We start from the raw sequence: 24,710 nt of genomic DNA, 5'->3' as shown, positions 1-24,710 counted from the left end.
GATCATCCGATCAGTGTTTCGCCCGTTCCGCGCCCGAGCTGACGGCCGATCCGGCGGCTGAGACGTCGCGGCCGACGCCCGCGATAGTGTTGCAGGCCGAGACGGCCAGGGCGGCGGCGACGAGCGACAGGGTGATGATCTTGCGCATGGCGAACCTCGTTTATGGTCAAGCTCCGCACGAACGCCCAAGCTTGGCCTTGGTTGCGCATCCCTGTCGCAAACAATGGATTTTCGCCGTCGTTCGGGGCTAAAGGGCCGCCATGCCCTTCACTGCCCCCCCTTTTCTGGCCACCGTCCTGACCATGTTCCCCGAAGCCTTTCCGGGCCCGCTCGGGGTGTCGCTGATCGGCACGGCCTGGCGCGAGAAGGGGCTGTGGAGCCTGGATACGGTTGACATCCGCGCCTTTTCCACAGATACGCGCGGCTTCCTGGACGACACCCCTGCGGGCGGCGGTCCGGGAGCCGTGCTTAAGGCGGACGTGGTGGCCAGGGCGGTCGACAGCCTGCCTGGGCCGAAACGGCCGCTTTTGTATATGAGCGCCCGGGGTCGGCCCCTGACCCAGGCGCGCGTCAAGGAATGGGCGACAGCGGACGGGATCGTCGTGCTGTGCGGCCGTTTCGAGGGGGTGGATCAACGGGTGCTGGACGCCCGGGGGTTCGAGGAGGTCTCGGTCGGAGACGCGGTCCTCGCCGGCGGCGAGGCGGCGGCCATGGTCGTGATCGAGGCGTGCGTAAGACTGATCCCCGGAGTGCTCGGTTCAGGCGACAGCCTGTCGTCCGAAAGTTTCGAGGACGGGCTTCTGGAGCATCCGCAGTACACGCGACCGCGGACGTTCGAGGGGCTTGAGATTCCCGAGGTGCTGCTGTCGGGCGACCATAAGAAGGTCGCCGAATGGCGTCAGGCGCAGCGGGAGCAGACCACGCGGGAGCGACGGCCGGACCTCTGGCAGGCGCATCTCGCCAACTCACAGGTAAAGAGCGCCAAGCTCGAGGAGAAATGAAATGAACATCGTTCAACAGCTGGAAGCTGAAGAAAAAGCCCGCGTTCTGGGCGACCGCAAGATCCCGGACTTCCAGCCCGGCGACACCCTGCGCGTCAATGTGAAGATCAAGGAAGGCGAGCGCGAGCGCGTCCAGGCCTTCGAAGGCGTCTGCATCGCCCGTGACGGCGGCGGCGTGAACGAGACCTTCACCGTCCGCAAGATTTCGTTCGGCGAAGGCGTCGAGCGGAAGTTTCCCATTCTGTCGCCGAACGTCGAGTCGATCGAGGTGAAGCGCCGCGGCGTCGTGCGTCGCGCCAAGCTCTATTATCTGCGCGACCGTCGCGGCAAGTCGGCCCGGATCGCCGAGCGTCAGACGGTTCGTCCCGCCAAGGGCGTGGTGGTCCCGGAGACCGGCGCCGCCGACAAGGGCGACGAAGCCTGATCCCAGGCGCGTTCGCAAAACGATAAGGGCCCCGGCAGCGACGCCCGGGGCCTTTTTTGTTCGTCCGGCGCGCCTCCTACTGCGGAAACAGCGGGTTGGACGCATCCCTCTGGCCTTCCAGACTGTGTTTCAGCCCCTCCATCTGATCATGGCCCGTCTTGATGGAGGCGTAGGCGCGACGAATGGTTTCACGGGTGGTGGCCGAGATGGCCGTGTCATCCAGAGCCTTGTCGAACTTTGCGGCGATGAACCCCTCGCCGCTGTTGATCGACCCCACCACGCTGTCGTCATTCCTCAACAGGGCGTGTTTGACGTCCAGAAAGGCGCGGTGGGCCTTGGCCAGGATGGAGCCGTGAGCCTCGGGGTCGCCGCCCAGACCGGACACGGCGGCCGACAGGTCCTCGACCACCTGGCGGCGCTCCTCGCTGCGGCGCTCGAACAGGCTGCGGAAATGGGGATCGGTCGTCTCTTCGGCCGCCTGGGCGTAGCCGTCGGCGCTGTCCAGGGTGGTCTCGATCAGGCCGTTCAAGACCTTGATGTCATGGGCGTTGGGATTGCTCATTGCGTCGGCTCCTCCGCTTAGGCGGTCAAGCGGACAATGGCCGGACGCGGCGAAGGTTGCCGGATGCGGCGCCGCGCCCGATCAACAGGCCGTCAGAGGGCGGTCCGCAGCGACCACAGCTCAGGAAAGCACCGCTTGGTCAGGGTCGTGGCCAGATAGGCCGCCCCTTCCGTTCCGCCCGTCCCACGGCGCCGGCCGATGATGCGCTCGACCGTGACGACGTGCTTATGTCGCCAGGTCAGCAGGGCGTCGTCCAGGTCGACCAGCTTCTCGGCCAGCTGATACAGGGCCCACCAGCGCTCCGTGTCCCGATAGACCTCGAGCCAAGCCGCCTCTACCGCCTCGGACGGTTCATAGGGCTGGGTCACGTCGCGGTTCAGCACGGCCTCGGGCACCGACAGGCCGGCCTTGGCCAACTGGGCCAGGGCGTCGTCATACAGACTGGGCGACGCGATCGCCGCCTCCAGCGCCGCATGGGCCTGGGGTCGGTCCACATGGAACTTCAGGAAGGCGGCGTCCTTCAGCCCCAGCATGGCCTCGAAGCGACGGAACTGGTCGCTCTGGAAACCGGAGGACGCGCCCAGCACGCCCCGGAACCGCAGATAGTCGGCCGGGGTCATGGTCGCCAGAATGTCCCAGCTCTGGGTCATCACCGCCTGGATGCGGCTGACCCGCGCCAGGCTCTTATAGGCGGGGACCAGGTCGCCGGCCCGCACCAGGGTCTGGGCCAGGGCCACTTCGTGCAGCATCTGCTTCAGCCACAACTCCTTGGTCTGGTGGATGACGACGAAGAGCATTTCGTCGTGCTGATCCGACAGCGGATGCTGGGTCGAAAGCAGATCGTCCAACGCCAGATAGCCGGCGTAGGTCATGTCGCGGGATTGGGTCATGCGCCGCTATCGCCCGCGGCCGGGAAAGGCGCAAGTCCGCCTATTGCTGACCCTGGCCCGACACATTGGCGGCCATCTGGCGGCCGGCGTCGAAGGCGTCGCGCGCGCCCTTATAGATGAAGCCGTAGGTCGGATAGACGGTCGTGCCCAGGCCGTTGATCGGATTGTACCAGACCTTGACCTGGGACCAGTCGTTGGCGGGCGAGACGTCCACGACGGTGACGTTTTCCTCGACCTTGCCGCGGCTGCCGCCCCAGTTGGCGTGGGTCACGCGCACCACCCGGTCGGTCAGAATGTCGGAAACGACGGCGACATGGCCGCGGCTCATCCGGCCTTCCGGGCGGAAGACCAGGACCGAACCGGTCTCGGGCGCCTTGCCCGTGCGGAACTTCTCGGCGGCCTGACGCCACCAGGTCCAGGCGTCGCCGAAGATGTTGATGCCCGAGAACATGCGGGCGAAGGTCACGCACTGCCAGTACGGCTCGTCAGCCTTTGCATTGGAGGGAACTGCGCCCAGTGCAAAAAAACCGAGGGTCGCCGCAACCGCGGCGGCTTTGAGCCGTTTTGTCATGCTGAGGCCGTATCCCGACTGCCGATGGTGTTTTTAGAACACAGGCTCTCAGGATTCGACAACCGTTTTCGACATACCGCCGTCAGGCGACGGACGGTCTTCTGTAGCGCTTGACACGGATTTCGGCCGCTCGGCCAACCCCCTCAAAGCCTGTCGCGCCGGGCGTTCGACCAGGTGATAGGCGACCGCCGCCACGACGGGCAAAAGGGCCAGAATCGCCAGCCACACGAAAATTTGAAGTTGCTTGTCAGCGGCGCCCGTCAGCTTCGCCGCCAGGCCGACGGCCAGCAGATTCCACGGCACGCAGACCATATAGACCGAATAGCTGATCTCACCCAGATAGACGGCCGGGCGCGAGGCCAGCCAGCCGGCGCTTGCATTGGGAAGGACAGCCAGGGCGAGGATCAGAGCGCCGGCGCACAGGACGGTGATCCCATCCCACAGCCCCAGGGCCGCGCTGACCATCATCAAGACGAAGGCGATCGCCGCCGCCCCGCCCGCCAGGAGAGCGGACAGCCGCTGCCCCACCTTGCGATAGACCAGGTAGAGGGCGCACCCGAGGGCGAAACAGGGCACGATCCGAAGCGCCCCCCAGCGGATGGTGGCCTCCGTCAGAGGAAAACCCGCCGCCTGCTCGAACACGAAATACAGCACCGTCAGAAAGGCCGCCGCCCCAACCACGGCCGCGACCGGCTTGTCGCGCAGACGCCAGAAGACGAAGGCGAACAGGGGAAAGCACAGATAGGCGAACCATTCCGCCGAGATCGACCAGGACGGATGGTTCCAACCGGCCACCGGCGCCAGGCCCCAGGCGTGGAGCATCAGCAGATTGGCGGGAAGCGACGACCAGGACAGGACGTTGGCGTCCACGCTCATTCCCGCGATCAGAGCCGCCGCCGCCAGCCCTCCGACCCCGATCAGGGTGGCGAGATGCAGCGGATAGACCCTGGCGATCCGCGCCCACAGGAAGCCGCGATAGGAAAACCGCTTCTCGCCCGCCGCCTGAAGATAGACGTGGCTCAGAATGAAGCCGGACAGGACGAAGAACAGTTCGACGCCCAGATAGCCTTTGGCGACCACGGCCGTCTGCGGCGCCCCGGCCAGATTGGGCCAGAAGGTGTAGACGGCGACCCACAGGGCTGCGGCGAACCGCAGGGCCGTCAAGGGTCGAAGATCGGCCGGCGTTTGAACGGGGGTCATGGTCTCACCTTGGCACGTCAGGCTTTGCGAACCATGAAGGCCGCAAGAACGGCGCCTGCCGCCTTTTGGCCCGGCCAGGGCACTAACCGACCCAGGCCCCGTGGAAGCCGGCGGGCAGGGCGAAGTCCGCAGCCCAGCTGACGACCGGCCCGTCCGCGATCCGGGCGGCGTCGAACACATGCAGTTCGGTGCGACCGGCGTCCAGATTGATGGAGGGGCCGATCAGCCAGGCGTCCCGCTCGGCCGTCGCGCCGGGCTTGGGCGCGAACAGCACCTCTTCAACGACCTGATGGCGGCCGAAGGTGAAGCCCTCGGATCGACCCGTCTCCCAGTCCTGCAAGGCCAGGCCGGTGGGCAGAGGCCGGCCGCGCGTTTCTCCGCCCGTATGGACGGTCAGGCGTCGCTTAAGCCCCCGACGACGCGGATCGCTCTGCGGAAACTCCCCGACGGCGTTGGAGCGCGTCATTTCGGCCCGCCCGTCAGGTCGAAGGGTGATCAAGGCCAGGGTCGCCGGATCCCCTGGAACCGTTCCCTGCCCCTCCACCAGCACCCTCGCCCCATCGACGGCGAAGCGCGGATCCTCGGCTGCGGCGACATCGAAGCGAATGGTCCCGTCCGCCTCGGCCCAGGCGTCGCCCAGGTGGAAGTGGAAGAAGCCGGGCAGTTCATAGATCCGCCGCCGGCTCAGATCGTCCTTGTCCAGCACCATGACCTGGGTTCCCGCCTCAGGCCGCCAAACCAGGCCGTTGATGATCGGCGTCGCCTGGGTCTCGAACAGCCAGGGCTGCATCACCAGGATCAGATGCCGGTCAGTCGCCGTGAAGTCGTGCATGTAGCTGGCGCGCGGCAGACGCAGCACCTCCGCCTGATTCAGTCCCCCGTCGGGGTTTAACCGCCAGATCACCGCCCGATCGCCTGCCGCGCCGACGTTCCAGATCGAGCCGTCCGGTCCTCGACGCGGGTGGGCCTGGAAGGGCATGCCCTTCAGATCGCTCCGCAGGGTGACGAACGCCTGGGTGGACAGGTCGGCGGCGTCCATGGCCAGGGGCGACCCGCCCTCCCACAGGGCCCAGACCCGATCGCCCGCCGGCATGATCCCCGTATTGGCGGCGTTGGCGTCGTCATTGGAGCCGACTCGCGCGCGGGCGTCGCCGCGTGTGCCGAAGCCGGGGGTGACGACGGCGTCCAGCTCCGTCTCGGTTCGGCGCTTGGGCGTATCGGCGAAACGGGCCTCCAGCGTGGCCTGACCGTCCTGAATCCTAAAGGCCCGCATCAGGCCGTCGCCGTCGAACCAGTGGGTCGCCGATCCGCCCGGCCGACGGAAGCGCCCCGGCCCGTTGCGATAAAGAACGCCCTCCAGACCCGACGGCGCGCGGCCGTGGATCAGGCGCAGGGCGTGACGGGGCGCGTCGGCGGCGACATCGCGCGTCGCCAGGGCCCAGTCGGCCTTCATTTCGGCGACGGCGTTCAAGGCGGCGGCCGCGCGCGTCATTTCGGGCGTGGCCACGGCGGCGGACAGGGCGGCGGCGCCCATCAGAAAGGCGCGGCGGGAGGGGATCATGATCAGGCTCTTGAAGTTGAAAACGGCAGGTCGGCGGCGGGATCTATTTCAGCGTAATCGTCTGTTCGACCGACCCGGCCGCCGGGAAGCGGGCGCGGTCCCAGGAGGCCGGGCCCATATTGCCGACCGCATTGTTGGAGAAGGCGAAGGGCTCGGTCGGCATGCCGAAGGGATTGGTGTTCATCCGCCCGTCGGCGTTCAGATCGTGGAAGGCGCGCACCGCATAATCGCCGTCGGGCAGATCGTCGAAGGTGATGCGGGTCTCGCCTGCTGCGGCGTCCAGCTGGGCCGCCTTGACCGGTCGGCCCGCCTGATAGGCCTCGGCGCTGTCGAAGACGGCGACCATGATCCGGCCTTCTGCGGCCGCGTCCGGAAAGACGACGGTCAGGTCGGCGGCGAAGGCGGGCGCGGCGGCGAGAGCGGCGACGGCGACGGAAAGGATGAGGGCGGAGAACTTCACGGCGGCGATCCTGTTGGGTGAGAACCGACGGCCGGCTCTCGATGACCGGACCGTGTCGCCCGTCCGCCGCCGCCGCCAGCGGACTTGCGGCGCTGGACAGTCCGTTTTCGCCAGTGACCGTGCGCCGCCGCCGGCGAAGCGTGAACGCCCAGGTCGGATCCACCGCACAAAGAAAAAGGCCCGGAACTTGGGTTCCGGGCCTGTCTCTCTGGGTGCTTTCGAACCCGGACCTAGTCCAGGGTGCGCTTGATCTCTTCGACCGTGAAGCACTCGATGTAGTCGCCTTCCTTGATGTCCTGGAAGCCCTGGAACTGCATGCCGCACTCCTGGCCCGAGGGCACCTCGTTGACCTCGTCCTTGAAGCGTTTGAGCGTGTTGAGCACGCCCAGTTCCAGCACCACCACGTCTTCGCGGATGATGCGGACGCGGGCCCCCTTGCGCACGACGCCTTCGGTGACGCGGCAGCCGGCGATCTTGCCGACCTTGGAGATGTCGAAGACCTGAAGCACCTGGGCGTTGCCCAGGAAGGTTTCGCGTTGCAGCGGCGCCAGCATGCCCGAGAGCACGCCTTTCATATCGTCCAGCAGGTCGTAGATGATCGAATAGTAGCGGATCTCGACCCCCTCGCGGTCGGCCAGATCGCGCGCCTGTTTCGAGGCCCGGACGTTGAAGCCGAGGATCGGCGCGCCGGCCGACTTGGCCAGGTTGACGTCGCTCTCGGTGATGCCGCCGGCGCCGGAATAGACGATGCGGGCGCGGACCTCGTCGTTGCCCATCTTCTCCAGCGAGGCGGCGATGGCTTCGCCCGAACCCTGGACGTCGGCCTTGATGACCACCGGCAGCTCGTTGATCTTCTTGGAGCCGAGCTTGGCCATCATGTCGACCAGCGAGACCGAGCCGCCCGAAACCTGGGCCTTTTCGCGCTTCACCCGCTGACGATATTCGGTCAGCTCGCGGGCGCGGGCTTCGGAATCCACCACGGCGAAGACGTCGCCCGGCGACGGCGCCTCGTCCAGACCCAGGATCTCGACCGGGACGGACGGGCCGGCGTCGGTCAGCTGTTCGTTGCGCTCGTTCAGCAGGGCGCGAACCTTGCCCCAGGCGCCGCCGGCCACGACGATGTCGCCGCGCTTCAGCGTGCCGCGCTTGACCAGGACGGTGCCGACGGGGCCGCGGCCCTTGTCCAGCTTGGCCTCGATGACCACGCCCTCGGCCGATCGGTCGGGGTTGGCGCGCAGGTCCATGACCTCGGCCTGGACCAGGATGGCTTCCAAGAGGCCGTCCAGGTTCATCCGCTCCTTGGCGGAGACCTCGATGATCTGGGTGTCGCCGCCCAGGCTCTCGGCGATCACTTCGTACTGCAGCAGCTCGTTGACGACCTTCTGCGAGGTGGCGCCGGGCTTGTCCATCTTGTTGACGGCGACGATCAGCGGCGCCTCGGCCGCCTTGGCGTGCTGAATGGCCTCGATCGTCTGGGGCATGACGCCGTCGTCGGCGGCCACCACCAGAACCACGATGTCGGTCACATTGGCGCCGCGCGCCCGCATGGCCGAAAAGGCGGCGTGGCCGGGCGTGTCCAGGAAGGTGACCTTCTGGCCGTCTTCCAGACGCACCTGATAGGCGCCGATGTGCTGGGTGATGCCGCCGGCTTCGCCGCCCGCCACGTCGGTGGTGCGCAGGGCGTCCAGCAGCGAGGTCTTGCCGTGGTCGACGTGGCCCATGATGGCCACGACCGGGGCGCGGACTTCGGAGGCATCGGCGTCGTCCGCCTCGCCCAGGAAGCCGGTTTCCACGTCGGACTCGGACACGCGCTTGACCGCCATGCCGAACTCCTCGGCCACCAGTTCGGCGGTGTCGGAATCGATCACGTCGTTGATCTTCATCATCATGCCCTGCTTCATCAGGAACTTGATGATGTCGACGCCGCGCACGGCCATCCGGTTGGACAGCTCCTGCACGGTGATGACGTCGGGGATGACCACTTCACGCGGACGGTTCGGCGCGTCGGTCGATCCGCCCTTGCGCTTTTCCTTCTCGCGTTCACGGGCGCGGCGGACCGAGGCCAGGGAGCGCATGCGCTCGGCGGCGTCGCCGTCGCCGACCACGGACTGGATGGTCATCCGGCCTTCGCGGCGCTTGGGTTCGCCGCGGGTGCGGCTGACCGCCTTGCCGGCGTCGGAGAAACGCTTCTCACGATCGTCGTCGCGACCCACGGGACGGCCGAAGCCGGCGCCGGGCGCGCGGCTGGGACGGGCCACTTCGGGGGTGGCGGGCGGGGCGTTCGGGGCCGCACGGCCGCCGGGGCCGGTGCGCGGGCCGCCGGGACGGGCGGCGCCGGGAGCCGGGCGGGGATTCAGGGCCGAATAACGGACCGGCTCGGCCGGCTTGGCGCCCTGCGGACGCTGGCCGGGGCCGCCGGGACGGCCGCCCTGCGGGCGGTCGCCTTGCGGACGCTCGGACGACTGGGGACGATCTGAATAGGACCGGTCGCCGCCGCCCATGGCCTGTTCGCGGGCCGAACGGCCGCCGAAGGCGGGGCGTTCCGGCGCCGCACGCTGCGGATTGCCGGGCTTGGGCGCGCGTTGGCCGAAGTTGACGGTCGGACGCGCCGGGGCGGCGGGACGGGCAGGCGCCGGCGTCGGAGCGACCGGCGCCGGGGCGGGCGCGGACGCAGCCGGCGTCGGAGCTGGGGTCGGCTTGGGCGCAGTCTTGACCGGCTGAGGCGCGGCGGCGGCCAGTTTGGCGGCCTCGGCGCGGGCGGCCTCGGCGGCGGCCTTGGCGGCGGCGGCCTCTTCGCGCGCGGCCTGGGCGGCGCGTTCGCTGGCGGCGGCGCGCTCGCGCTCGGCGGCTTCGCGGGCGGCCTTTTCGGCGGCGGCGGCGCGTTCGCGTTCGGCGTTGGCCTGGGTAGCCAGGGCGATGGCGCGGCGACGGGCCTCCTGCTCCTCAGGCGACAGCCCCCCGCCGGCGGGCTGGGACGGCCGCTGGCCTTGCGGACGCGGCGCCTGTCCCGCCTGCTGCGGGCGAGCGACGTCGAAGCCTTGCGGGCGCTGCGGCCCGCCGGCGCCCGGGCGGCGCTTGGTCTCGACCACCACCGTCTTGGATCGGCCATGGCTGAAGCTCTGCTTCACGGTGCCGGTCGAAACCGATCCCGCGGCGCGCGGCTTCAGGCTCAGCGGCGCCCGCGGTCCCGTTTGGGACGGCGTTCCGCCGGTGTTCGAACCCTGGCCTTGGTTGGTCTTGTCGTTTTCGTCGCTCATCCGGTCGCTTTACTTGGGGCGGAAAAGCCCGCCGTCGTCTCAATACCCATAAACGACCGTGAGCCCGTCTCCGCCCCTGGAGACAGGCCCTCGGCCGCCAAAATCCTCAGCTCGCCCCACCGTGATTAAAATCAGTCGGGGGTGCGCCCGCCGGTCCGTCCTCGACACCGGAAATCTCCCAGTGAAGGGGGCGAAGCGGCCGAAATCCAGCCAGTCGTTCGACCTCTAGGGTCCACCGATCGGCGCGTCCGCCCGCAAGCAGGACGGCGTGTATCGCATTTTCCAGCCCAAGGGCCAAACTCAAATCGTCCGCCGTAAAGGCGCCGCAGACCTTGGCGGTCTGATGGCGGGCCAATGCGAGGATTTTGCCACGGCCGTCGGCGGCCCCGTCGGAGGCCTCGATCACCCAGTCGGCCTTGCCGGCCCGCAGGGCCGCAGCGGACTTTTCGAAGCCTGAGATAAGCACGCCTTCGCGCCGGGCAAGACCCAGCTGGTCCAAACAACGCCGGACCAGCAGCCGCTCGACCAGATCCGCCAGATCGGCCGGCGCGGTCAGCTTCGTCTTTGCGGCGCGCGTGAAGCCGTTCTTCTTGACCGCCGCCTCGACCGAGGCGCGACTGGCTTCGACCCACAGGCCGCGACCGGGCAGTTTGCGCCCCAGGTCGGGAACCACCTGACCCTCGGGCCCGGCGACGAAACGGATCAGACGAGATTCGTCCATGACCTGGTGGCTGACCAGGTCCCGGCGTTCCCTATCGATCGTCGCGTCGCGCAAGCTCATGAAGGGCCAGGTCTCCCATCACGTGTTCGACGGTTCGGCGTCGTCGGACGCCTGGCCTTCGCCACCGGCCTCGCCGAACACCTGGTCGGGATCGTACTCGCCCTCGGCGTAGTCGCCCTCGTCCTCATACTCCGGCTCGGGCTGCGGCAGTTCCGAGGCGTCGATCCAGCCGGCGGCCACACGGGCCTGTAGGATCAGCAGTTCGGCCTCTTCCTGGGCCAGGTTGAAGCTTTCCAGAACGCCCGGGACCTTGACCCGTTCGCCGTTCTTCACCTCGTAGCCGCCGCGAATTTCGTCGGTCGCCAGATCGGCCAGGTCCTCGACGGTCTTGACCCCGCCTTCGCCCAAGGCGACCGCCATGGCGAGCGTCACGCCCGGCACGTCCAGAACCGCGTCCTCGACGCCCAGTTCGACGCGCTTGGCGTCCAGCTCGGCGGCCTTGCGGTCCAGATATTCGCGGGCGCGGGTCTGAAGCTCCTCGGCGGTCTCCTCGTCGAAGCCTTCGATCTCGGAGACCTCATAGGGGTCGACATAGGCCAGGTCTTCCACCGTGGCGAAGCCTTCGGTGACCAGCAGCTGGGCGATGACCTCGTCCACGTCCAGGGCTTCCTGGAACAGGGCGGTGCGCTCGCCGAACTCGCGCTGGCGACGCTCGGAGTCCTGGCTCTCGGTGATGATGTCGATCTGCCAGCCGGTCAGCTGGCTGGCCAGGCGCACGTTCTGGCCGCGACGGCCGATGGCCAGCGACAGCTGTTCGTCGGGCACGACCACTTCCACCCGGCCGGCTTCTTCGTCGAGCACGACCTTGGAGACTTCGGCCGGGGCCAGGGCGTTGACGATGAAGGTGGGCTCGTCCGGGTTCCACTGGATGATGTCGATCTTCTCGCCCTGCAGTTCGGCGACGACCGCCTGAACGCGCGAGCCGCGCATGCCGACGCAGGCGCCCACGGGGTCGATCGAGCTGTCGTTCGACAGGACGGCCATCTTGGCGCGCGAGCCCGAGTCACGGGCGGCGGCGCGGATCTCGATCACCCCGTCATAGACTTCCGGCACTTCCTGGGCGAACAGCTTGGCCATGAAGCCCGGGTGGGCGCGCGACAGCATGACCTGCGGGCCCTTGGCCTCGGGCCGGACGTCGTAGATGTAGGTGCGGATCCGGTCGCCGATGTTGAACACTTCGCGCGGGATGGACTGGTCGCGGCGCATGACGCCCTCGCCCCGGCCCAGGTCGACGATGGTGTTGCCGTATTCGACGCGCTTGACCGTGCCGTTGACGATCTCGCCGACGCGGTCCTTGAACTCTTCGTACTGGTTGGCGCGTTCAGCCTCGCGGACCTTTCCGGTCACGACCTGGCGGGCCATCTGGGTCTGGACGCGGCCGAACTCGAACGGCGGCAGCTGTTCGACATATTCCTTGCCGACCTCGGCCTCGGGGTCGCGCTTCAGGGCGTCGCGCAGACGCACCATGGCGCTGTCGTTGAACTCCTCCAGCTCGTCTTCCGGCTGCCAGTCGTCCTCGACGATGGTGACGTGACGGGTCAGGGACAGTTCGCCGGTCTTGTGGTCGATCTTGGCGCGGATGTCGTGATGGGCGCCGTAGCGCGACTTGGCGCCCTTCTGGATCGCCTCCTCAATCGCCTCGATGACGATTTCGCGGTCGATGTTCTTCTCGCGGGCCACGGCCTCGGCGATCTGCAGCAGTTCGAGGCGGTTGGCGGAAATACCGGTGACGGCCATCAGGCTTTGTCCTCAGAAGGGGTCGTGGTGTCGGTGTCAGTGTCGTCGGCCTCGCCTTCCGGCAGGCCGTCGTCTTCAGGTTCGCCGCGGGCGGCGCGGATGGCGGCGCCCCGTTTCATCAGGGCGTCGGTCAGGACCAGCTTGGCGTCGGCCAGCCAGTCGAAGGGGATCAGGGCGGTGTCCTCCTCGCCCTCCAGGTCGATCAGGACATTGCCGTCCTCGAACCCGGCCAGCACGCCCTTGAAGCGTTTGCGGCCCTCGATCATCCGGTCCGTCTCCAGCCGCGCCTCCTCGCCCTCGAACAGGTCGAAGTCGACGGGGCGGGTCAGGGGCCGGTCGATGCCGGGGGAGGAGACCTCCAGCAGATATTCGCCGGAGATCGGGTCGGCGGCGTCGAACACCTCCGACACGGCCCGGCTCAGCTTGGCGCATTGCTCCACCGAGATGTCGTGGTCGGACGGGCGTTCGGCCATGATCTGCAGGCGCTGGCGCTTGGAGCCGCTCATCAGCCGCACGCGCACGACCTCGAGCCCGAGCGACTCCGCGATCGGGTCGATCAGCTCCAGCAGTTGGCGGTCCTGGGCGGTCTTTGCGCGCAAGCGGCGAATATCCAAAACAAAAGCGGCGGTCCGTCCGGGCCGCCGCTTTGAACGACGCCGTTGGACGCCGGTCTAACGATGTGGAGCGCCATATAGGCCTTTCACATTCGCTTGTCAGCCCCAATCGGCGCCCACCGACCGCGACAGAGGCGGAAATAGAGGGCGCCGGCCAGAAACCCGCCCGTCAATATGCCGGCCACGCTGGCCGCCAGCATCATGTCGAGGGCGCCGAAAACGCCCTCGGCGCCGGGCGTGAGCCCGGCCCGAAACATCCAAGGCGCCATCAGAAATCCCGCAGTCGGTGCGAAAGAGCGGCAGATCAGCGAAGCGACGACATAGACGCTCGCGCTTGCACTTCCGGCCAGGCCCCAGGCCCACCAGGCTCGCGCTTGCAGGCTCCGCTCCGCGAGCCAACATCCGACGCCGCCGAACAGGAGGGCGGGGATGAGGCCCCACAGGGTCACAAGAATGAACAGGGCGATGAGGCTGACGACGCCCGAGAAGATGGCGTCGATCGACACGTTGCCGCCGTCGACGCCTCCGGTGAGCGCCTGCGGAATGGAGGCCAGCAAAACACAGGCGAAAAAGGCGATCAGGGAAAGACCCGGCGCGTAGAGGACGCAGGCCGCCAGGTGATGGATGTTTGGTCCGGGACTGCTTCGCTTCATTTCGCATTCCCCGGCGCTCGAGACAGCCGACCGAAGAATGCCGCGCTCACCTCAGATTGCAACCTTTCCCTACTCGATCAAAGTAAGTCGCCCCAGATAATCCATCTTGCCCAACGGCACGCCCGCCTTGCGCAGGATGGCGTAGGCGGTCGTGACGTGGAAATGGAAGTTGGGCAGGACGAAACTGGTCAGATAGCCCAGGCCGTCGAAATTCAGTTCGCGGCTGGGCGTCTTCAGGCTGATCGGTCGGGTCTCGGCGTCGGCGAAGGCGGCGGGGTCCACGCCCTCGATGAAGGCCAGGGTCCGGGCGATCCGATCCTTCAATTCCGCGAAGGTCGTCTCCGTGTCCGCCATGGAGGGATTGTCCACTCCGGCCAGCCGCGCCACGGCGCCCTTGGCCGTGTCCGAGGCCAGCTGAACCTGGGCGGCCAGGGGGCGCATCTCGTCGTGCAGCCGGGCCTGGATCAGCACGGCCTCGTCGAAGCCCTCCGCCAGGGCCTTGTCCAGAAAGCCGGACAGATTGGTCAGGCCGCGCGCCAGAACGGGCGTGGCGAAGTCGTAGATCGAGAGGCTCATTCCAGGGCTCCAGTCGGGGACGCCATAGCTGGGCGGTCCGGCGTCATAGCGCCAGCCCCGCCCCCGCCGCCGGATCTAGAACTCTTCCCAGCCGTCTTCGGCGGGAGCGGCCTGTTGGGCGGGGGCGGCGCCGCCGCGGCCCAGGGTCTTGAGGGCCTGGACCATGCGGTGGGCGGGCTTGGCCGGTGCGGGGGCGGGCGCCGGTGCGGCGACCGGCGCCGGGGTGGCGACCTGGGCCGCTGAGCCGACCTTGAACCGGGCCACCGAGGCCTGGAGCGACTGGGCCTCCTGGGCCAGAGAGTGGCTGGCGGCGGTCGATTGTTCGACCATGGCGGCGTTCTGTTGCGTGACCTGGTCCATCTGGTTGACGGCCGTATTGACCTCGGCCAGGCCGATGGCCTGTTCCTGGGCCGAGGCCGCGATTTCCGACACCAGTCCGTCGATCTCGGCGACCCGGTCCACGATCCGCTGCAGGGCCTCGCCGGTCTGGCCGACCAGTTTCACCCCCGAACCGACCTGGGTGCTGGAGGTCGAGATCAGGGTCTTGATCTCCTTGGCGGCCTCCGCCGACCGCTGGGCCAGGGCGCGGACCTCGGAGGCCACCACCGCAAAGCCGCGACCGGCCTCGCCCGCACGGGCCGCCTCGACCCCGGCGTTGAGGGCCAGGAGGTTGGTCTGGAAGGCGATTTCGTCGATGACGCCGATGATCTGGCTGATCTGGTCCGACGAGCCCTCTATGGCCTGCATGGCCTGGACGGCGTCGCGAACGATGACGCCCGAGGTCTCGGCGTCGCCCTTGGCGGCCTGGACCACGTCCGAGGCCTGGCGCGCGCCCGACGCCGTCTTGTTCACCGTGGCGGTGATCTCGTCCAGAGCCGCCGCCGTCTCCTCCAGCCCCGCAGCCTGCTGTTCGGTGCGCCGCGACAGGTCGTCGGCCGCCTGGCTGATCTCGCCGGCGCCGGAGCGGATGCCGGCGATATTGCCCACCACCACCGACAGGGCCTGCTGGAGCTGAGCGATGGCGGCGTTGAAGTCCGTCTTCAGCTGCGCCGCCTTGGGCGCGAACTCGGTCTCGATCCGATAGGTCAGGTCGCCGTCCGCCATGGCCGCCAGACCCCGGCCCAAGGCCTCGATCGTCACCCGGTCGGCCTCGGCCTCCGCCGCCTTCTCGGCCTCGCGGGCGGCCCGCTCCTGCTCGCTCATCGAGCGTTGCGAAAGCGCCTCCGCCGCCAGACGCGCCTTCTCGATGGCCGCGTCGCGGAAGGTCGCGAGCGCCAAGGCCATCTTGCCGATCTCGTCGCCGCGCGCGACGCCCGGAATCTCGGAGGCCGTATCTCCCTCCGCCAGGCCGCGCATCCGCCGCTCGAGCGCCACCACGGGCCCCGACACCGACCGGCCGATGAACCAGCCCGCCGCCCCGACCGCCAGCAACACCAGCAGGGCCATGGAGCCCAGGGCCAGGGCCGACTTGCCCACGGCCGCCGCGATCTGGTCGGTATAGACGCCTGAACCGATCACCCAGCCCCAGGGCGCAAAGCCCTTCACATAGGAGATCTTCGGCGAGGCCCCGTCCTGGTTCGGCTTGGCCCACTGGTAGTGGACGAAGCCCTCGCCGTCCTTCTGCACCACGGCGACGAATTCCTTGAACATCAGCACGCCGTCAGCGTCCTTGTTCTCGCTCAGATCCTTGCCGTTCAGCGCCGGCTTCATCGGGTGCATCACCATGGTGGGATGCATGTCGTTGATCCAGAAATAGTCGTCCTGGCCGTACCGCATGGCCCCGACCGCCGCCTTGGCCGCCGTCTGGGCCTGATCCCGGCTCATCCGTCCGGCCGCCTCCTCGCCCTGGTAATAGGCGACCACGCTGTGGGCGATCTCGACGGACTTTTTAGTGCGGTCGGCGATGTCGTCACGCATGACCGCATCCAGCCGGAAAAGGGCCAAGGCCGTCACCACCAAAAGGCCCACCACCGTCACAAGCGCCAGCAGATTAATCCGCCCGCCGATCGTCAAAGCCTTCATGGTTGTTTCCCTAAGCATCGGACCATGCCTAAAGAACGAGGTTAAACGGGGGGCTATGAGGGGGCTAGGTAGATACCCTTATGCGACAATCAGCCCCGCACAAGTTCCCTCAGGCCGCCTTCTGATATTCCAGGAAGATCGGCGCGGTGTCGCCCAGTCGCTTTTCCTCATAGCGGGTGATCACATGGTCCGACGGGGCGACATGCCAGTCGGCCTCGGCCGCTCCGATCCGCTTCAGCCCCGGCGCCCTCTCCAATCGCTCCAGCGTCCATTCCGCATAGTCCCGCCAATCGGTGACGAACCGCAGCGTCCCGCCGGGCTTCAGAATGCGGGCGAAGGCCTGGGCCGTCTCGTCCTGCAAAAGGCGGCGCTTGTTGTGCCGGGCCTTGTGCCAGGGATCGGGAAACAGGATCAGCACCCGATCGACCGAGGCGTCGGGAAGGACCTCGACAAGGTCGCGCGCGTCGTCGGCGTGGATGCGGACGTTCTCCAGCCCGCCTTCCTCGACGTGGCGCAGGGCCGAGGCGACCCCGTTCAGAAAGGGTTCGCAGCCGATCACCAGAACGTCCGGCCGCCGCGCCGCCTGGGCCGCCATATGTTCGCCCCCGCCGAATCCGATCTCCAGCCAGACCTCGGCGGCGTTGGGCATCAGAGTCTGCGGGTTCACCGGTCCCGCCTTGGGATGCGGCACGGCGATCCGGGGGAGCAGCGTCTCCATCAGGGCGGCCTGACGCGGCTTGATCGGGCGAGCCTTGATGCGGCCGAACGACCGCAGCGGCCGCTCCAGATGCGGATTGTCGTCCTCGGGGGGCAGGTCGGTCTTCATCCGCCTGCCGTTAGCCGTCCGGAACCCCGGCGTCCATAAGCGACGCCTCAGCGCGTGGCGCCCGGCTTCCACTTGACGTCATTGGCGCCGTTAGCGTTGGCGCGGCGCCCGGCGACGAACAGATGGTCCGACAGCCGGTTCAGATAGCGTAGGGCCGCGCCGTTGACCGCCTGCCCCGCCTCGACCAGACGCACGGCGTCCCGCTCGGCGCGACGGCACACGGTGCGCGCCACATGCAGATGGGCCGACAAGGGCGAACCGCCGGGCAGGATGAAACTGTCCAGCGGTTTCAGGCTCTCGTTCATCCAGTCGATCTCCTGTTCCAGCCGCTCGACCTGGCTGTCCAGAATTCGCAGCGCCTCCCAGGCCGGGGGCGGGTCCAGCGGCGTGGCCAGATCGGCCCCCAGGTCGAACAGTTCGTTCTGAATCCGCCCCAGCATGGCGTCGATCCGGTCGTTCTGGCCGCTGCTGAGCCGGGCCACCCCCAGGACGGCGTTCAGTTCATCCACCGCCCCATAGGCCTGGACCCGCAGATCGGTCTTAGACACCGGCGCGCCCGAGGCCAGCCGCGTCAGGCCCTCGTCCCCAGTCTTGGTGTAGATCTTGTTCAGCGTCACCATGGACGACCTCCGGTCAAGACGCCGTCGCCTTCCACAGCATGCCGATCACCAGAAGCAGGACCGCCAGGGCCTGCAACCCGACCCGCCAGCGCATCAGCCGGTTGGAATGGCTGCGGGCGTAGGCGCCCCCGCGAAACAGCGAATACAGCCCCAGGCCGAGCGTCACCGTCACGGCGGCGATGGCGAGGAGGATCAGAATGTCCAGCATCTGCATGGACATCCTTTTAGGCGTGTCGCGCTTCCGGCGCCAGCATCGGTCGAATTGGCCGCCAGCTAAGCCATTGGTGACGATTTGTGGTGCAAGGTCCCGCTCATGACCGATCGCGCCGTCCGAAATCTCGATCACCTGAGGGGCTCGGCCTCCACCGCCCGCGTGCTGAACCTGCTGAAGGTGTGGGAAGAGAACGGCGACAGCCGGGCAGACGGCGCCCTGCGCAATCCCGACTGGGCCGCACGCCCGATCTTCCGCACCCCGGTGCTGAACCGATCCCTGATCATCAAACACCGGCTCCGACGCAACGAGACGGACCTGTTCACCGGCCGTCGCCATGTGGCGACCAAGGTGATCATTCCGATCGACGACGAGGATCTGAAGACCGGCGGCCGCTATGTCTTCGTCAATCAGATCGGCTTCGAACGGATGATGATGGAATCGTTCGGCGTCCCCGCGACCCACGCGGACATCGTCACCCTGCGCCAGATCGACCGCCTGCCGTCGCTCGACCCCTTTTTGCTTCGCGAACAGCTGCGCCGGTGCGGCCTGGAGCCGGCGCCCTGCTATTTCTCGATCAGCGAGAGCGATCTTCAGCGGATGACCACCTTCGTCCGGGGCGAGATCGAACCCCTGGTCAGCCTCAGCCTGGGCGCAGGCAACAGCGAAGCCGCCGATTCAGCGGCGCGGATGACGGCCAAGATCCTGTCCAACACCCCTGGCGACCAGCTGGAGGCCCTGCGCGAGACCCTGCGTCTGGCCCCGGAACAGTATCAGGAAGGGGTCTTCTGCTGGAAAGGCTTCCTCTACTACAAATGGACCCTGTCGACCCTGCTGGGCGAGGTGGCGGCCGTCGCCGAGGCGGTGCGCACCATCAAGCCGGTCGGTAAGGTCGATCGACAGGCCCGCGAATATCTGGACCGCAGCCGCGCCGTCCTGCGGGGCCGCATCATTCGCACCTGCGACGAGGTCAGCCGCACCCTCAGCGTCTATGACGACGCCTACGCCCGGCTGACGCGCGAGGGCAAACCCATCGCCTTCCGCGACTTCCTGCTGGACGCCCCGTCGATGTTCGCCCGCCTGGGCGACCAGCTGGGCGCGGTCCAGCACATCGTCAGCTATTGGCGTTTCCGCTTCGGCGCCGGCGCCCATCCGGCGGGGGTGGCCGAGCTTATGGACATCTTCATGGACTTTGAAACCGGCCTTCTGGGGCGCGGCGAAAGCCCCGACGACATCATCGTCCTGGCGGCCTGAACGCCGCCGCGCCGGCGTCTCAGTGCGCCTCGTCCCAGTTGGGGGCGGCGCGGGCGTCGACGACCAGGGGCACGGTCAGGGCGACGGCGGGGTCCGAAGCGGTTTCCATGACCCGCTTGATGACGGGAATGGCGCGCTCAGCCTCCGCTTCTGGAGCCTCGAACACCAGTTCGTCATGGACCTGCAGCAGCATGCGGGTCTTCAGTCCCGCCTCGGCCAGGGCCGCGGGCATGCGGATCATGGCGCGGCGGATGATGTCGGCGGCCGCGCCCTGGATGGGGGCGTTGATGGCGGCGCGCTCGCCGAACTGGCGTTCGGCGCCCGATTTCGAGTGAATGGCGGGGATATGGATCCGACGCCCGAAGACGGTGGAGACGAAGCCGGCCTGGCGGACCTCGGCCTTGGTCCTGTCCATATAGGTCCGAATGCCGGGGAAGCGGTCGAAATAGGTCTTGATATAGGCGCCGGCCTCGCCCTGATCGATGCCCAGCTGGGCGGCCAGGCCGAAGGCCGAGATGCCGTAGACGATGCCGAAATTGATGGCCTTGGCGCGGCGGCGAGTCTCGGACGGCATGCCCTCGACGGGGACGCCGAACATTTCGCTGGCGGTGGCGGCGTGGATGTCCAGCCCGGCCTTGAAGGCGCGTTTCAGCTCGGGGATGTCGCCGATATGGGCCAGAAGGCGCAGTTCGATCTGGCTGTAGTCGGCGCTGATCAGCAGATGGCCGGGGGCGGCGATGAAGGCCTGGCGGATTTCGCGGCCGGTCTCGGTGCGTATGGGGATGTTCTGGAGGTTGGGATCGCTGGAGGCCAGACGGCCGGTCGAGGCGGCGGCCAGCTGATAGGAGGTGTGGACGCGGTCGGTCCGGGGATCGGCGGCGGCGATCAGGGCGTCGGTATAGGTGCCCTTCAGCTTGGACAGCTGTCGCCAGTCCAGAAGGACACGCGGCAGGGCGTGGGTCTGGGCCAGGTCCTCCAGAACGCTGGCGTCGGTGCCCCACTGGCCGGAGGCGGTCTTCTTCCCGCCCGGCAGATTCAGCTCGCCGAACAGGATGTCGCCGATCTGGCGGGGAGAGCCGATGTTGAAGGGACGGCCCGCAATCTCATGGGCCTGGGTCTCCAACTCGGCCATGCGCAGGCCGAATTCGCTCGACAAACGCTTGAGGCGGTCGGGATCGATGCGGACGCCGGCGGTCTCCATCTCGGCCAGGACGGCGGGCATGGGCCGTTCAAGGGTCTCATAGACGGTGGACAGGCCCTCGCGCGCCAGCCGGGGCTTTAGAATGCGCCACAGACGCAGGGTGACGTCCGCGTCCTCGGCGGCGTAGGTGGTGGCCGACTTCAGAGCGACGTGCTTGAAGGATTTCTGGCTCTTGCCGGTCCCCGCCACGCTCTTAAAGGGTATCGGCTCGTGGCCGAGGTGGAGCCGCGCCAGCTCGTCCATCCCGTGACCGTGCAATCCGCCTTCCAGCACATAGGAGAGCAGAAGGGTGTCGTCATAAGGCGCGACCCGGATTCCCCGCCGCGCCATGACCGCCAGATCATATTTGGCGTTCTGCAGCACCTTCAGGACCGACGGATCTTCCAGCAGCGTCTTCAGCTTCGTCAGGGCCGTCGCCTTGTCCAGTTGCTGAATAGGCTCGCGCGGCTCGCCCGCCTCCCCGAACAGCCCGCCCTCGCCCGCCTGGGGCTCATGCTCATGGGTCAGGGGGACGTAGCAGGCCTGGTTCGGCCCGACCGCCAGGGATACGCCGCACAGGCCGGCATGGGTCGCTGACAGGGCGTCGGTCTCGGTGTCGAAGCCGACCACCCCCGCCTCGGTCGCCCGCGCGATCCAGCGGTCCAAAGCCTCTTCGGTCTGGACGCATTCATAAGCGTCGAGATCGAAGGACTGCGCCTCGGCCGGCCCGTCCGCCGTCTGACCATAGCGGGGCGCGGCCACCGGGGCGTTCAGATTGGGCGTGCGTTTGGGCGCGAAGGCGGAGGTTTCGCTGGGCCCCGCCTTGCCGTCGCCGACCCGACGCTGCAGCGACCGGAACTCCATCTTGTCCAGAAAGGCCGACAGGGTCTCGGGATCGGGATCGCGCACGGCGAAATCCTCGATCGGCTCCGGCGCCGGCGCGTCGCAGGTCAGGCGGACCAGTTCGCGCGACAGGCGGATCTGGTCGGCGAAATTGATCAGGGTCTCGCGGCGTTTGGGCTGTTTGATCTCCCCAGCCCGCGCCAGCAGGGTGTCCAGGTCGCCGTATTCGTCCAGCAACTGCGCCGCCGTCTTCGGGCCGATGCCGGGCGCGCCCGGCACATTGTCGACGCTGTCGCCGATCAGGGCCTGAAGATCGACCATCTTTTCCGGCCCGACGCCGAACTTTTCGAACACCTCGGGCTCGGCCAGACGCCGATCCTTCATCGGATCCCACATGACGACGCCGCCGCCGATCAGCTGCATCAGATCCTTGTCGGAGCTGACGATCACCGCCTCGCCTCCGGCGTCGCGGGCCTTGCAGGCATAGGTGGCGATCAGATCGTCGGCCTCATAGCCGGGCAGCTCGACGCAATGGACGCCGAAGGCCGCCGTCGCCTCGCGCACCAGAGGAAACTGCGGCACCAGATCCTCGGGCGGCGGCGGGCGGTGGGCCTTGTACTGGTCGTACAGGTCGTTGCGGAAGGTCTTTTCCGAATGGTCGAAGATGGCGACCAGATGGGTGGGGCCGTCGGCGCCCTTCATGTCCTTCAGCAGCTTCCACAACATGTTGCAGTAGCCCTGGACCGCCCCCACGGGCAGGCCGTCCGACTTTCGCGTCAGGGGCGGAAGGGCGTGATAGGCGCGGAAGATATAGGCCGAGGCGTCAATCATCCACAGCCGCAGGGCGGGGCCGTCCTGGGTGAGCGGGCGGTCCTGGGAGGGGGCGGCGTCGGAAGCGGAAGCGTCGGTCATGGCCGGAACATAGGCGGCCCGAGCCGCCGCGTCAGCCGTCAGAATTCCGTCCAGCTCGATCCCGGATCGCGCTGACCCGGCTGCGCCTGCTGCTGGCCCCAGGTCACGATCATGAACAGCTTGTGGCTGCGAATCCGGTACTGTCCGATCATCGGCAGAACCGCGCCCAGGGGCGCTCCGGTCTTGGCCTCATAGAGAAAGCCGGAGAATTCGGCCACGCCCGCCCGGTCCCGATTGCTGTAAACCGACAGCTCCGGCAGCGAGACGACGTTGAAATTCTCGTTGATCGGAATCCGCATTTCGGGAATGCCGAAGACGCGGCGCATCTGCTCCAGCGCCAGGGCGCCGGTGCGGATTTCGAACACGGCGTCGGCGTCCTCCCGGGTGCGGGTCAGCCGATAACCGGCGTCCGACAGGGCCCCGCGGATTGCGCTGATGGCGTAGCGGGAGTTTTCGGTCTGGAAATAGGTCTCATCGACAAACACGGTCGCGCCGGTCGGAAGCGGCAGGGACAGGCCCTCCACCGCCTTGTCTGCGGCCCGGGCCAGCAGCAGGTTTTCGGTCGCCGTGCGGCCGATGTTGGATTCCGTGGTTGAGGCGCAGGCCGAGGCCAGAAGGGCTGTCATCGAAAGGGCGGCGACGAGGCGCGCCGACGTCGCGCGAAATCCGCCCATCACCAGCTCCCCGTATTGGGCATGGACGCCCAGGGCTCGGCCGGCGTCAGGGGCGGACCGTCCTGAAGCAGTTCGATCGAAATACCGTCCGGTGAGCGGACGAAGGCCATATTGCCGTCGCGCGGCGGTCGGTTGATCACCACGCCCCCGTGCATCAGCCGCTGACAGGCGGCATAGATGTCATCGACCTTATAGGCCAGATGTCCGAAATTGCGGCCGCCCTGATAGGTTTCCGGGTCCCAATTATAGGTCAGTTCCAGCTCAGGCGACCGTTCCGCCGCCGACTGCTCCAGATTCTTGGGCGCCGCCAGAAAGACCAGGGTGAAACGTCCCGCTTCATTCTCGGTGCGACGCACCTCCTGAAGCCCCAGCAGATCGCAGTAGAAATGCAGAGAGGCGTCGAGGTCGCGAACGCGGACCATGGTGTGCAGATAGCGCAACTCTGTCTCTTTTCAGTTCAAAGGCGGGGTCGAGCGTCTCTTACAGCGGCTGAGCGGCCAAACCGCAGCCTCAGTGCGCCTCGGCCGCGCGGGCGGCGGGGCTCAGATATTCGCTTTCGTCATGCGGCTGGGCCGACAGGACGAAGCGACGGTCGCAATAGCCGCATTCGACGAAATCATCCTCGCCCATGTCCATATAGACCAGCGGATGGCCCAGGGCGCCGCCGCCGCCGTCGCAGGCGACACGCTTTGTCGAGACCACGATCTCTTCGGGGGGCGGAATGATCGCATCGGGGTGGCGGGGCGGCATTATTCGGCTCGTGTCTTGGCGAGGAGGCGTCGGACGCATACCTATGCGGCCCATTCGGCGGCGTCAAACCGCCGCGCCCCTTCCTGTCCGATCAAAGCCCGACCGAATGACCGACCCCACCACCCTGCCCGACAACGCCATTGAGGTGCGGGGGCTCAAAAAGACCTACGCCGGCTCCAAGAAGGCCGCCCCCAAGACCGCCCTGCACGGCGTGGACCTGGCGGTGAAACGCGGGTCCGTCTTCGGACTCCTGGGCCCGAACGGCGCCGGCAAATCGACCCTGATCAACATCCTGGCGGGGGTGGTCAAGAAGTCCGAAGGGACCGTTACCATCTGGGGCCGCGACATCGACAAGGAGCCGCGTGACGCCGCCGCCGCCTTGGGCGTGGTGCCTCAGGAGATCGTCGCCGACGTCTTCTTCACCCCGCGCGAGTCGCTGGAGGTTCAGGCGGGCTTCTACGGCGTGCCCAAGAACGAACGCCGTTCCGACGAGCTCCTGGCGGCCCTGGGCCTGTCGGACAAGGCCAACGCCTATGTCCGCGCCCTGTCCGGCGGCATGAAGCGTCGCCTGATGGTGGCCAAGGCCCTGGTCCACAATCCGCCTATTCTGATCCTGGACGAGCCGACGGCGGGGGTGGACGTCGAACTGCGCCGTCAGCTCTGGGCCTATGTGCGCCAGATCAACGCCGAGGGCGTGACCATCGTCCTGACCACCCACTATCTGGAGGAGGCCCAGGAGCTGTGCGACACGATCGCCATCGTCAATCGGGGCCGGGTGGTGGCCTGTGAGCCCACGCCCCAGCTGCTGCGCCGGCTGGACAGCCGCAATGTGGTGGTCACGCCCGAGACGCCGCAGCAGACCCCCCCGGTCCTGAACGGCTTCCAGGTCGCGCCGCGGGCGGGCGGAGCCTTCGCCGTGACCTATAAGAAGGGGCAGTCGTCGGTGGAGCAGGTGATCAATGCGGTCCGCGCCGCAGGCGTCACCATCGCCGACATCACCACCGAGGACCCCGACCTGGAGGACGTCTTCCTAGCCCTGACCTATGGGGACGCCAGTCAGGTCGATCCGACCAGGGACTAGAAGGGGGCGAAGACAATCAGACGACGGCGCCGAACGGCCCGCTCATGAAG

The 24,710-nt window shown here is 67.6% G+C and carries 25 protein-coding genes; 4 read left to right on the top strand and 21 right to left on the bottom strand.

Annotation, left to right across the window (positions count from 1 at the left end; all coding sequences use genetic code 11):
• Nucleotides 1-10: 10 nt before the first annotated feature.
• Nucleotides 11-148 carry an entericidin A/B family lipoprotein gene (locus ACZ5M6_RS03510; RefSeq protein WP_054764494.1) on the bottom strand — a complete coding sequence of 46 codons (138 nt, stop codon included), beginning with the start codon at nt 146-148 and terminating at the stop codon, nt 11-13.
• A 112-nt stretch (nt 149-260) separates the two neighbouring features.
• On the opposite strand from ACZ5M6_RS03510, the gene trmD reads away from it, so the two are divergent.
• Together trmD and rplS are read left to right on the top strand one after the other, a co-directional pair.
• On the top strand, nt 261-1,001 hold the full coding sequence (trmD, locus tag ACZ5M6_RS03505; RefSeq protein WP_464159685.1) for a tRNA (guanosine(37)-N1)-methyltransferase TrmD: 741 nt from the start codon (nt 261-263) through the stop codon (nt 999-1,001).
• A gap of 1 nt (nt 1,002) precedes the next feature.
• On the top strand, nt 1,003-1,425 hold the full coding sequence (gene rplS / locus ACZ5M6_RS03500) for a 50S ribosomal protein L19 (RefSeq protein ID WP_054764492.1): 423 nt from the start codon (nt 1,003-1,005) through the stop codon (nt 1,423-1,425).
• Nucleotides 1,426-1,501: 76 nt separating this feature from the next.
• On the opposite strand, the gene ACZ5M6_RS03495 is transcribed toward rplS, so the two are convergent.
• The 16 genes from ACZ5M6_RS03495 to ACZ5M6_RS03420 all read right to left on the bottom strand — a co-directional run bounded on the left by ACZ5M6_RS03495 (nt 1,502) and on the right by ACZ5M6_RS03420 (nt 17,969).
• Complete coding sequence (locus ACZ5M6_RS03495) at nt 1,502-1,987, bottom strand: PA2169 family four-helix-bundle protein (RefSeq protein ID WP_182714359.1); 486 nt, start codon at nt 1,985-1,987, stop codon at nt 1,502-1,504.
• Nucleotides 1,988-2,079: 92 nt separating this feature from the next.
• On the bottom strand, nt 2,080-2,877 hold the full coding sequence (locus tag ACZ5M6_RS03490; protein ID WP_464159684.1) for a tryptophan 2,3-dioxygenase: 798 nt from the start codon (nt 2,875-2,877) through the stop codon (nt 2,080-2,082).
• Nucleotides 2,878-2,917: 40 nt separating this feature from the next.
• Entirely contained in the window at nt 2,918-3,448 is a 531-nt protein-coding gene (locus ACZ5M6_RS03485; RefSeq protein ID WP_054764489.1) for a CHAP domain-containing protein, read from the bottom strand.
• Between the two features lie 48 nt (nt 3,449-3,496).
• On the bottom strand, nt 3,497-4,648 hold the full coding sequence (locus ACZ5M6_RS03480) for an acyltransferase family protein (protein WP_464159683.1): 1,152 nt from the start codon (nt 4,646-4,648) through the stop codon (nt 3,497-3,499).
• 82 nt (nt 4,649-4,730) lie between these two features.
• On the bottom strand, nt 4,731-6,209 hold the full coding sequence (locus tag ACZ5M6_RS03475) for a carotenoid oxygenase family protein (protein WP_054764487.1): 1,479 nt from the start codon (nt 6,207-6,209) through the stop codon (nt 4,731-4,733).
• Nucleotides 6,210-6,252: 43 nt separating this feature from the next.
• Complete coding sequence (locus ACZ5M6_RS03470) at nt 6,253-6,669, bottom strand: DUF2141 domain-containing protein (RefSeq protein ID WP_287395852.1); 417 nt, start codon at nt 6,667-6,669, stop codon at nt 6,253-6,255.
• Nucleotides 6,670-6,899: 230 nt separating this feature from the next.
• On the bottom strand, nt 6,900-9,926 hold the full coding sequence (infB, locus tag ACZ5M6_RS03465; RefSeq protein WP_464159682.1) for a translation initiation factor IF-2: 3,027 nt from the start codon (nt 9,924-9,926) through the stop codon (nt 6,900-6,902).
• 106 nt (nt 9,927-10,032) lie between these two features.
• A complete protein-coding gene (locus ACZ5M6_RS03460) occupies nt 10,033-10,707 on the bottom strand; it encodes an RNA-binding protein (RefSeq protein ID WP_054764484.1) in 675 nt (224 codons plus the stop codon).
• Nucleotides 10,708-10,725: 18 nt separating this feature from the next.
• Nucleotides 10,726-12,444, bottom strand: a complete 1,719-nt coding sequence (nusA, locus tag ACZ5M6_RS03455; protein WP_287106609.1) for a transcription termination factor NusA — start codon at nt 12,442-12,444, stop codon at nt 10,726-10,728.
• Complete coding sequence (rimP, locus tag ACZ5M6_RS03450) at nt 12,444-13,043, bottom strand: ribosome maturation factor RimP (RefSeq protein WP_464159681.1); 600 nt, start codon at nt 13,041-13,043, stop codon at nt 12,444-12,446. Before rimP ends, nusA begins: the two co-directional genes overlap by 1 nt.
• Before the next feature lie 101 nt (nt 13,044-13,144).
• A complete protein-coding gene (locus ACZ5M6_RS03445; protein ID WP_191554835.1) occupies nt 13,145-13,711 on the bottom strand; it encodes a hypothetical protein in 567 nt (188 codons plus the stop codon).
• Nucleotides 13,712-13,780: 69 nt separating this feature from the next.
• Complete coding sequence (locus ACZ5M6_RS03440) at nt 13,781-14,287, bottom strand: DUF1993 domain-containing protein (RefSeq protein WP_464159680.1); 507 nt, start codon at nt 14,285-14,287, stop codon at nt 13,781-13,783.
• A gap of 75 nt (nt 14,288-14,362) precedes the next feature.
• Nucleotides 14,363-16,309 carry a methyl-accepting chemotaxis protein gene (locus ACZ5M6_RS03435; RefSeq protein ID WP_464159679.1) on the bottom strand — a complete coding sequence of 649 codons (1,947 nt, stop codon included), beginning with the start codon at nt 16,307-16,309 and terminating at the stop codon, nt 14,363-14,365.
• A gap of 109 nt (nt 16,310-16,418) precedes the next feature.
• Nucleotides 16,419-17,135 (bottom strand): tRNA (guanosine(46)-N7)-methyltransferase TrmB, encoded by a 717-nt coding sequence (gene trmB / locus ACZ5M6_RS03430; RefSeq protein ID WP_464159678.1) that lies wholly within the window; start codon nt 17,133-17,135, stop codon nt 16,419-16,421.
• 47 nt (nt 17,136-17,182) lie between these two features.
• The gene (locus tag ACZ5M6_RS03425; RefSeq protein WP_054764479.1) at nt 17,183-17,755 is read right to left on the bottom strand and encodes a cob(I)yrinic acid a,c-diamide adenosyltransferase; all 573 of its coding nucleotides are present in this window, start codon (nt 17,753-17,755) and stop codon (nt 17,183-17,185) included.
• Between the two features lie 13 nt (nt 17,756-17,768).
• A complete protein-coding gene (locus ACZ5M6_RS03420) occupies nt 17,769-17,969 on the bottom strand; it encodes a twin transmembrane helix small protein (RefSeq protein ID WP_054764478.1) in 201 nt (66 codons plus the stop codon).
• 99 nt (nt 17,970-18,068) lie between these two features.
• Here ACZ5M6_RS03420 and ACZ5M6_RS03415 point away from each other — a divergent pair, with 99 nt between their 5' ends.
• Nucleotides 18,069-19,220, top strand: coding sequence for a hypothetical protein (locus ACZ5M6_RS03415; RefSeq protein WP_191554832.1), 1,152 nt, complete (start codon nt 18,069-18,071; stop codon nt 19,218-19,220).
• 19 nt (nt 19,221-19,239) lie between these two features.
• Here ACZ5M6_RS03415 and polA read toward each other — a convergent pair whose 3' ends face one another.
• From polA to ACZ5M6_RS03395, 4 genes are all read right to left on the bottom strand, one after another.
• Nucleotides 19,240-22,155: a DNA polymerase I gene (gene polA / locus ACZ5M6_RS03410; RefSeq protein ID WP_464159677.1), complete on the bottom strand. Its 2,916-nt coding sequence runs from the start codon at nt 22,153-22,155 to the stop codon at nt 19,240-19,242.
• A gap of 38 nt (nt 22,156-22,193) precedes the next feature.
• Nucleotides 22,194-22,829: a DUF6655 family protein gene (locus ACZ5M6_RS03405; protein ID WP_054764475.1), complete on the bottom strand. Its 636-nt coding sequence runs from the start codon at nt 22,827-22,829 to the stop codon at nt 22,194-22,196.
• Nucleotides 22,829-23,269 carry a VOC family protein gene (locus tag ACZ5M6_RS03400; RefSeq protein WP_152949309.1) on the bottom strand — a complete coding sequence of 147 codons (441 nt, stop codon included), beginning with the start codon at nt 23,267-23,269 and terminating at the stop codon, nt 22,829-22,831. The genes ACZ5M6_RS03405 and ACZ5M6_RS03400 overlap by 1 nt, the downstream gene beginning before the upstream one ends.
• Before the next feature lie 70 nt (nt 23,270-23,339).
• Nucleotides 23,340-23,579, bottom strand: a complete 240-nt coding sequence (locus ACZ5M6_RS03395) for a zinc-finger domain-containing protein (protein WP_054764473.1) — start codon at nt 23,577-23,579, stop codon at nt 23,340-23,342.
• A 106-nt stretch (nt 23,580-23,685) separates the two neighbouring features.
• Between ACZ5M6_RS03395 and ACZ5M6_RS03390 the strand changes: the two genes are divergently transcribed.
• Nucleotides 23,686-24,660, top strand: a complete 975-nt coding sequence (locus tag ACZ5M6_RS03390; protein WP_152949308.1) for an ABC transporter ATP-binding protein — start codon at nt 23,686-23,688, stop codon at nt 24,658-24,660.
• The last annotated feature ends 50 nt before the right edge of the window (nt 24,661-24,710 follow it).

This window comes from Brevundimonas sp. Br13 (assembly GCF_055391505.1).
This window is presented reverse-complemented; position numbering and strand designations above follow the sequence as displayed.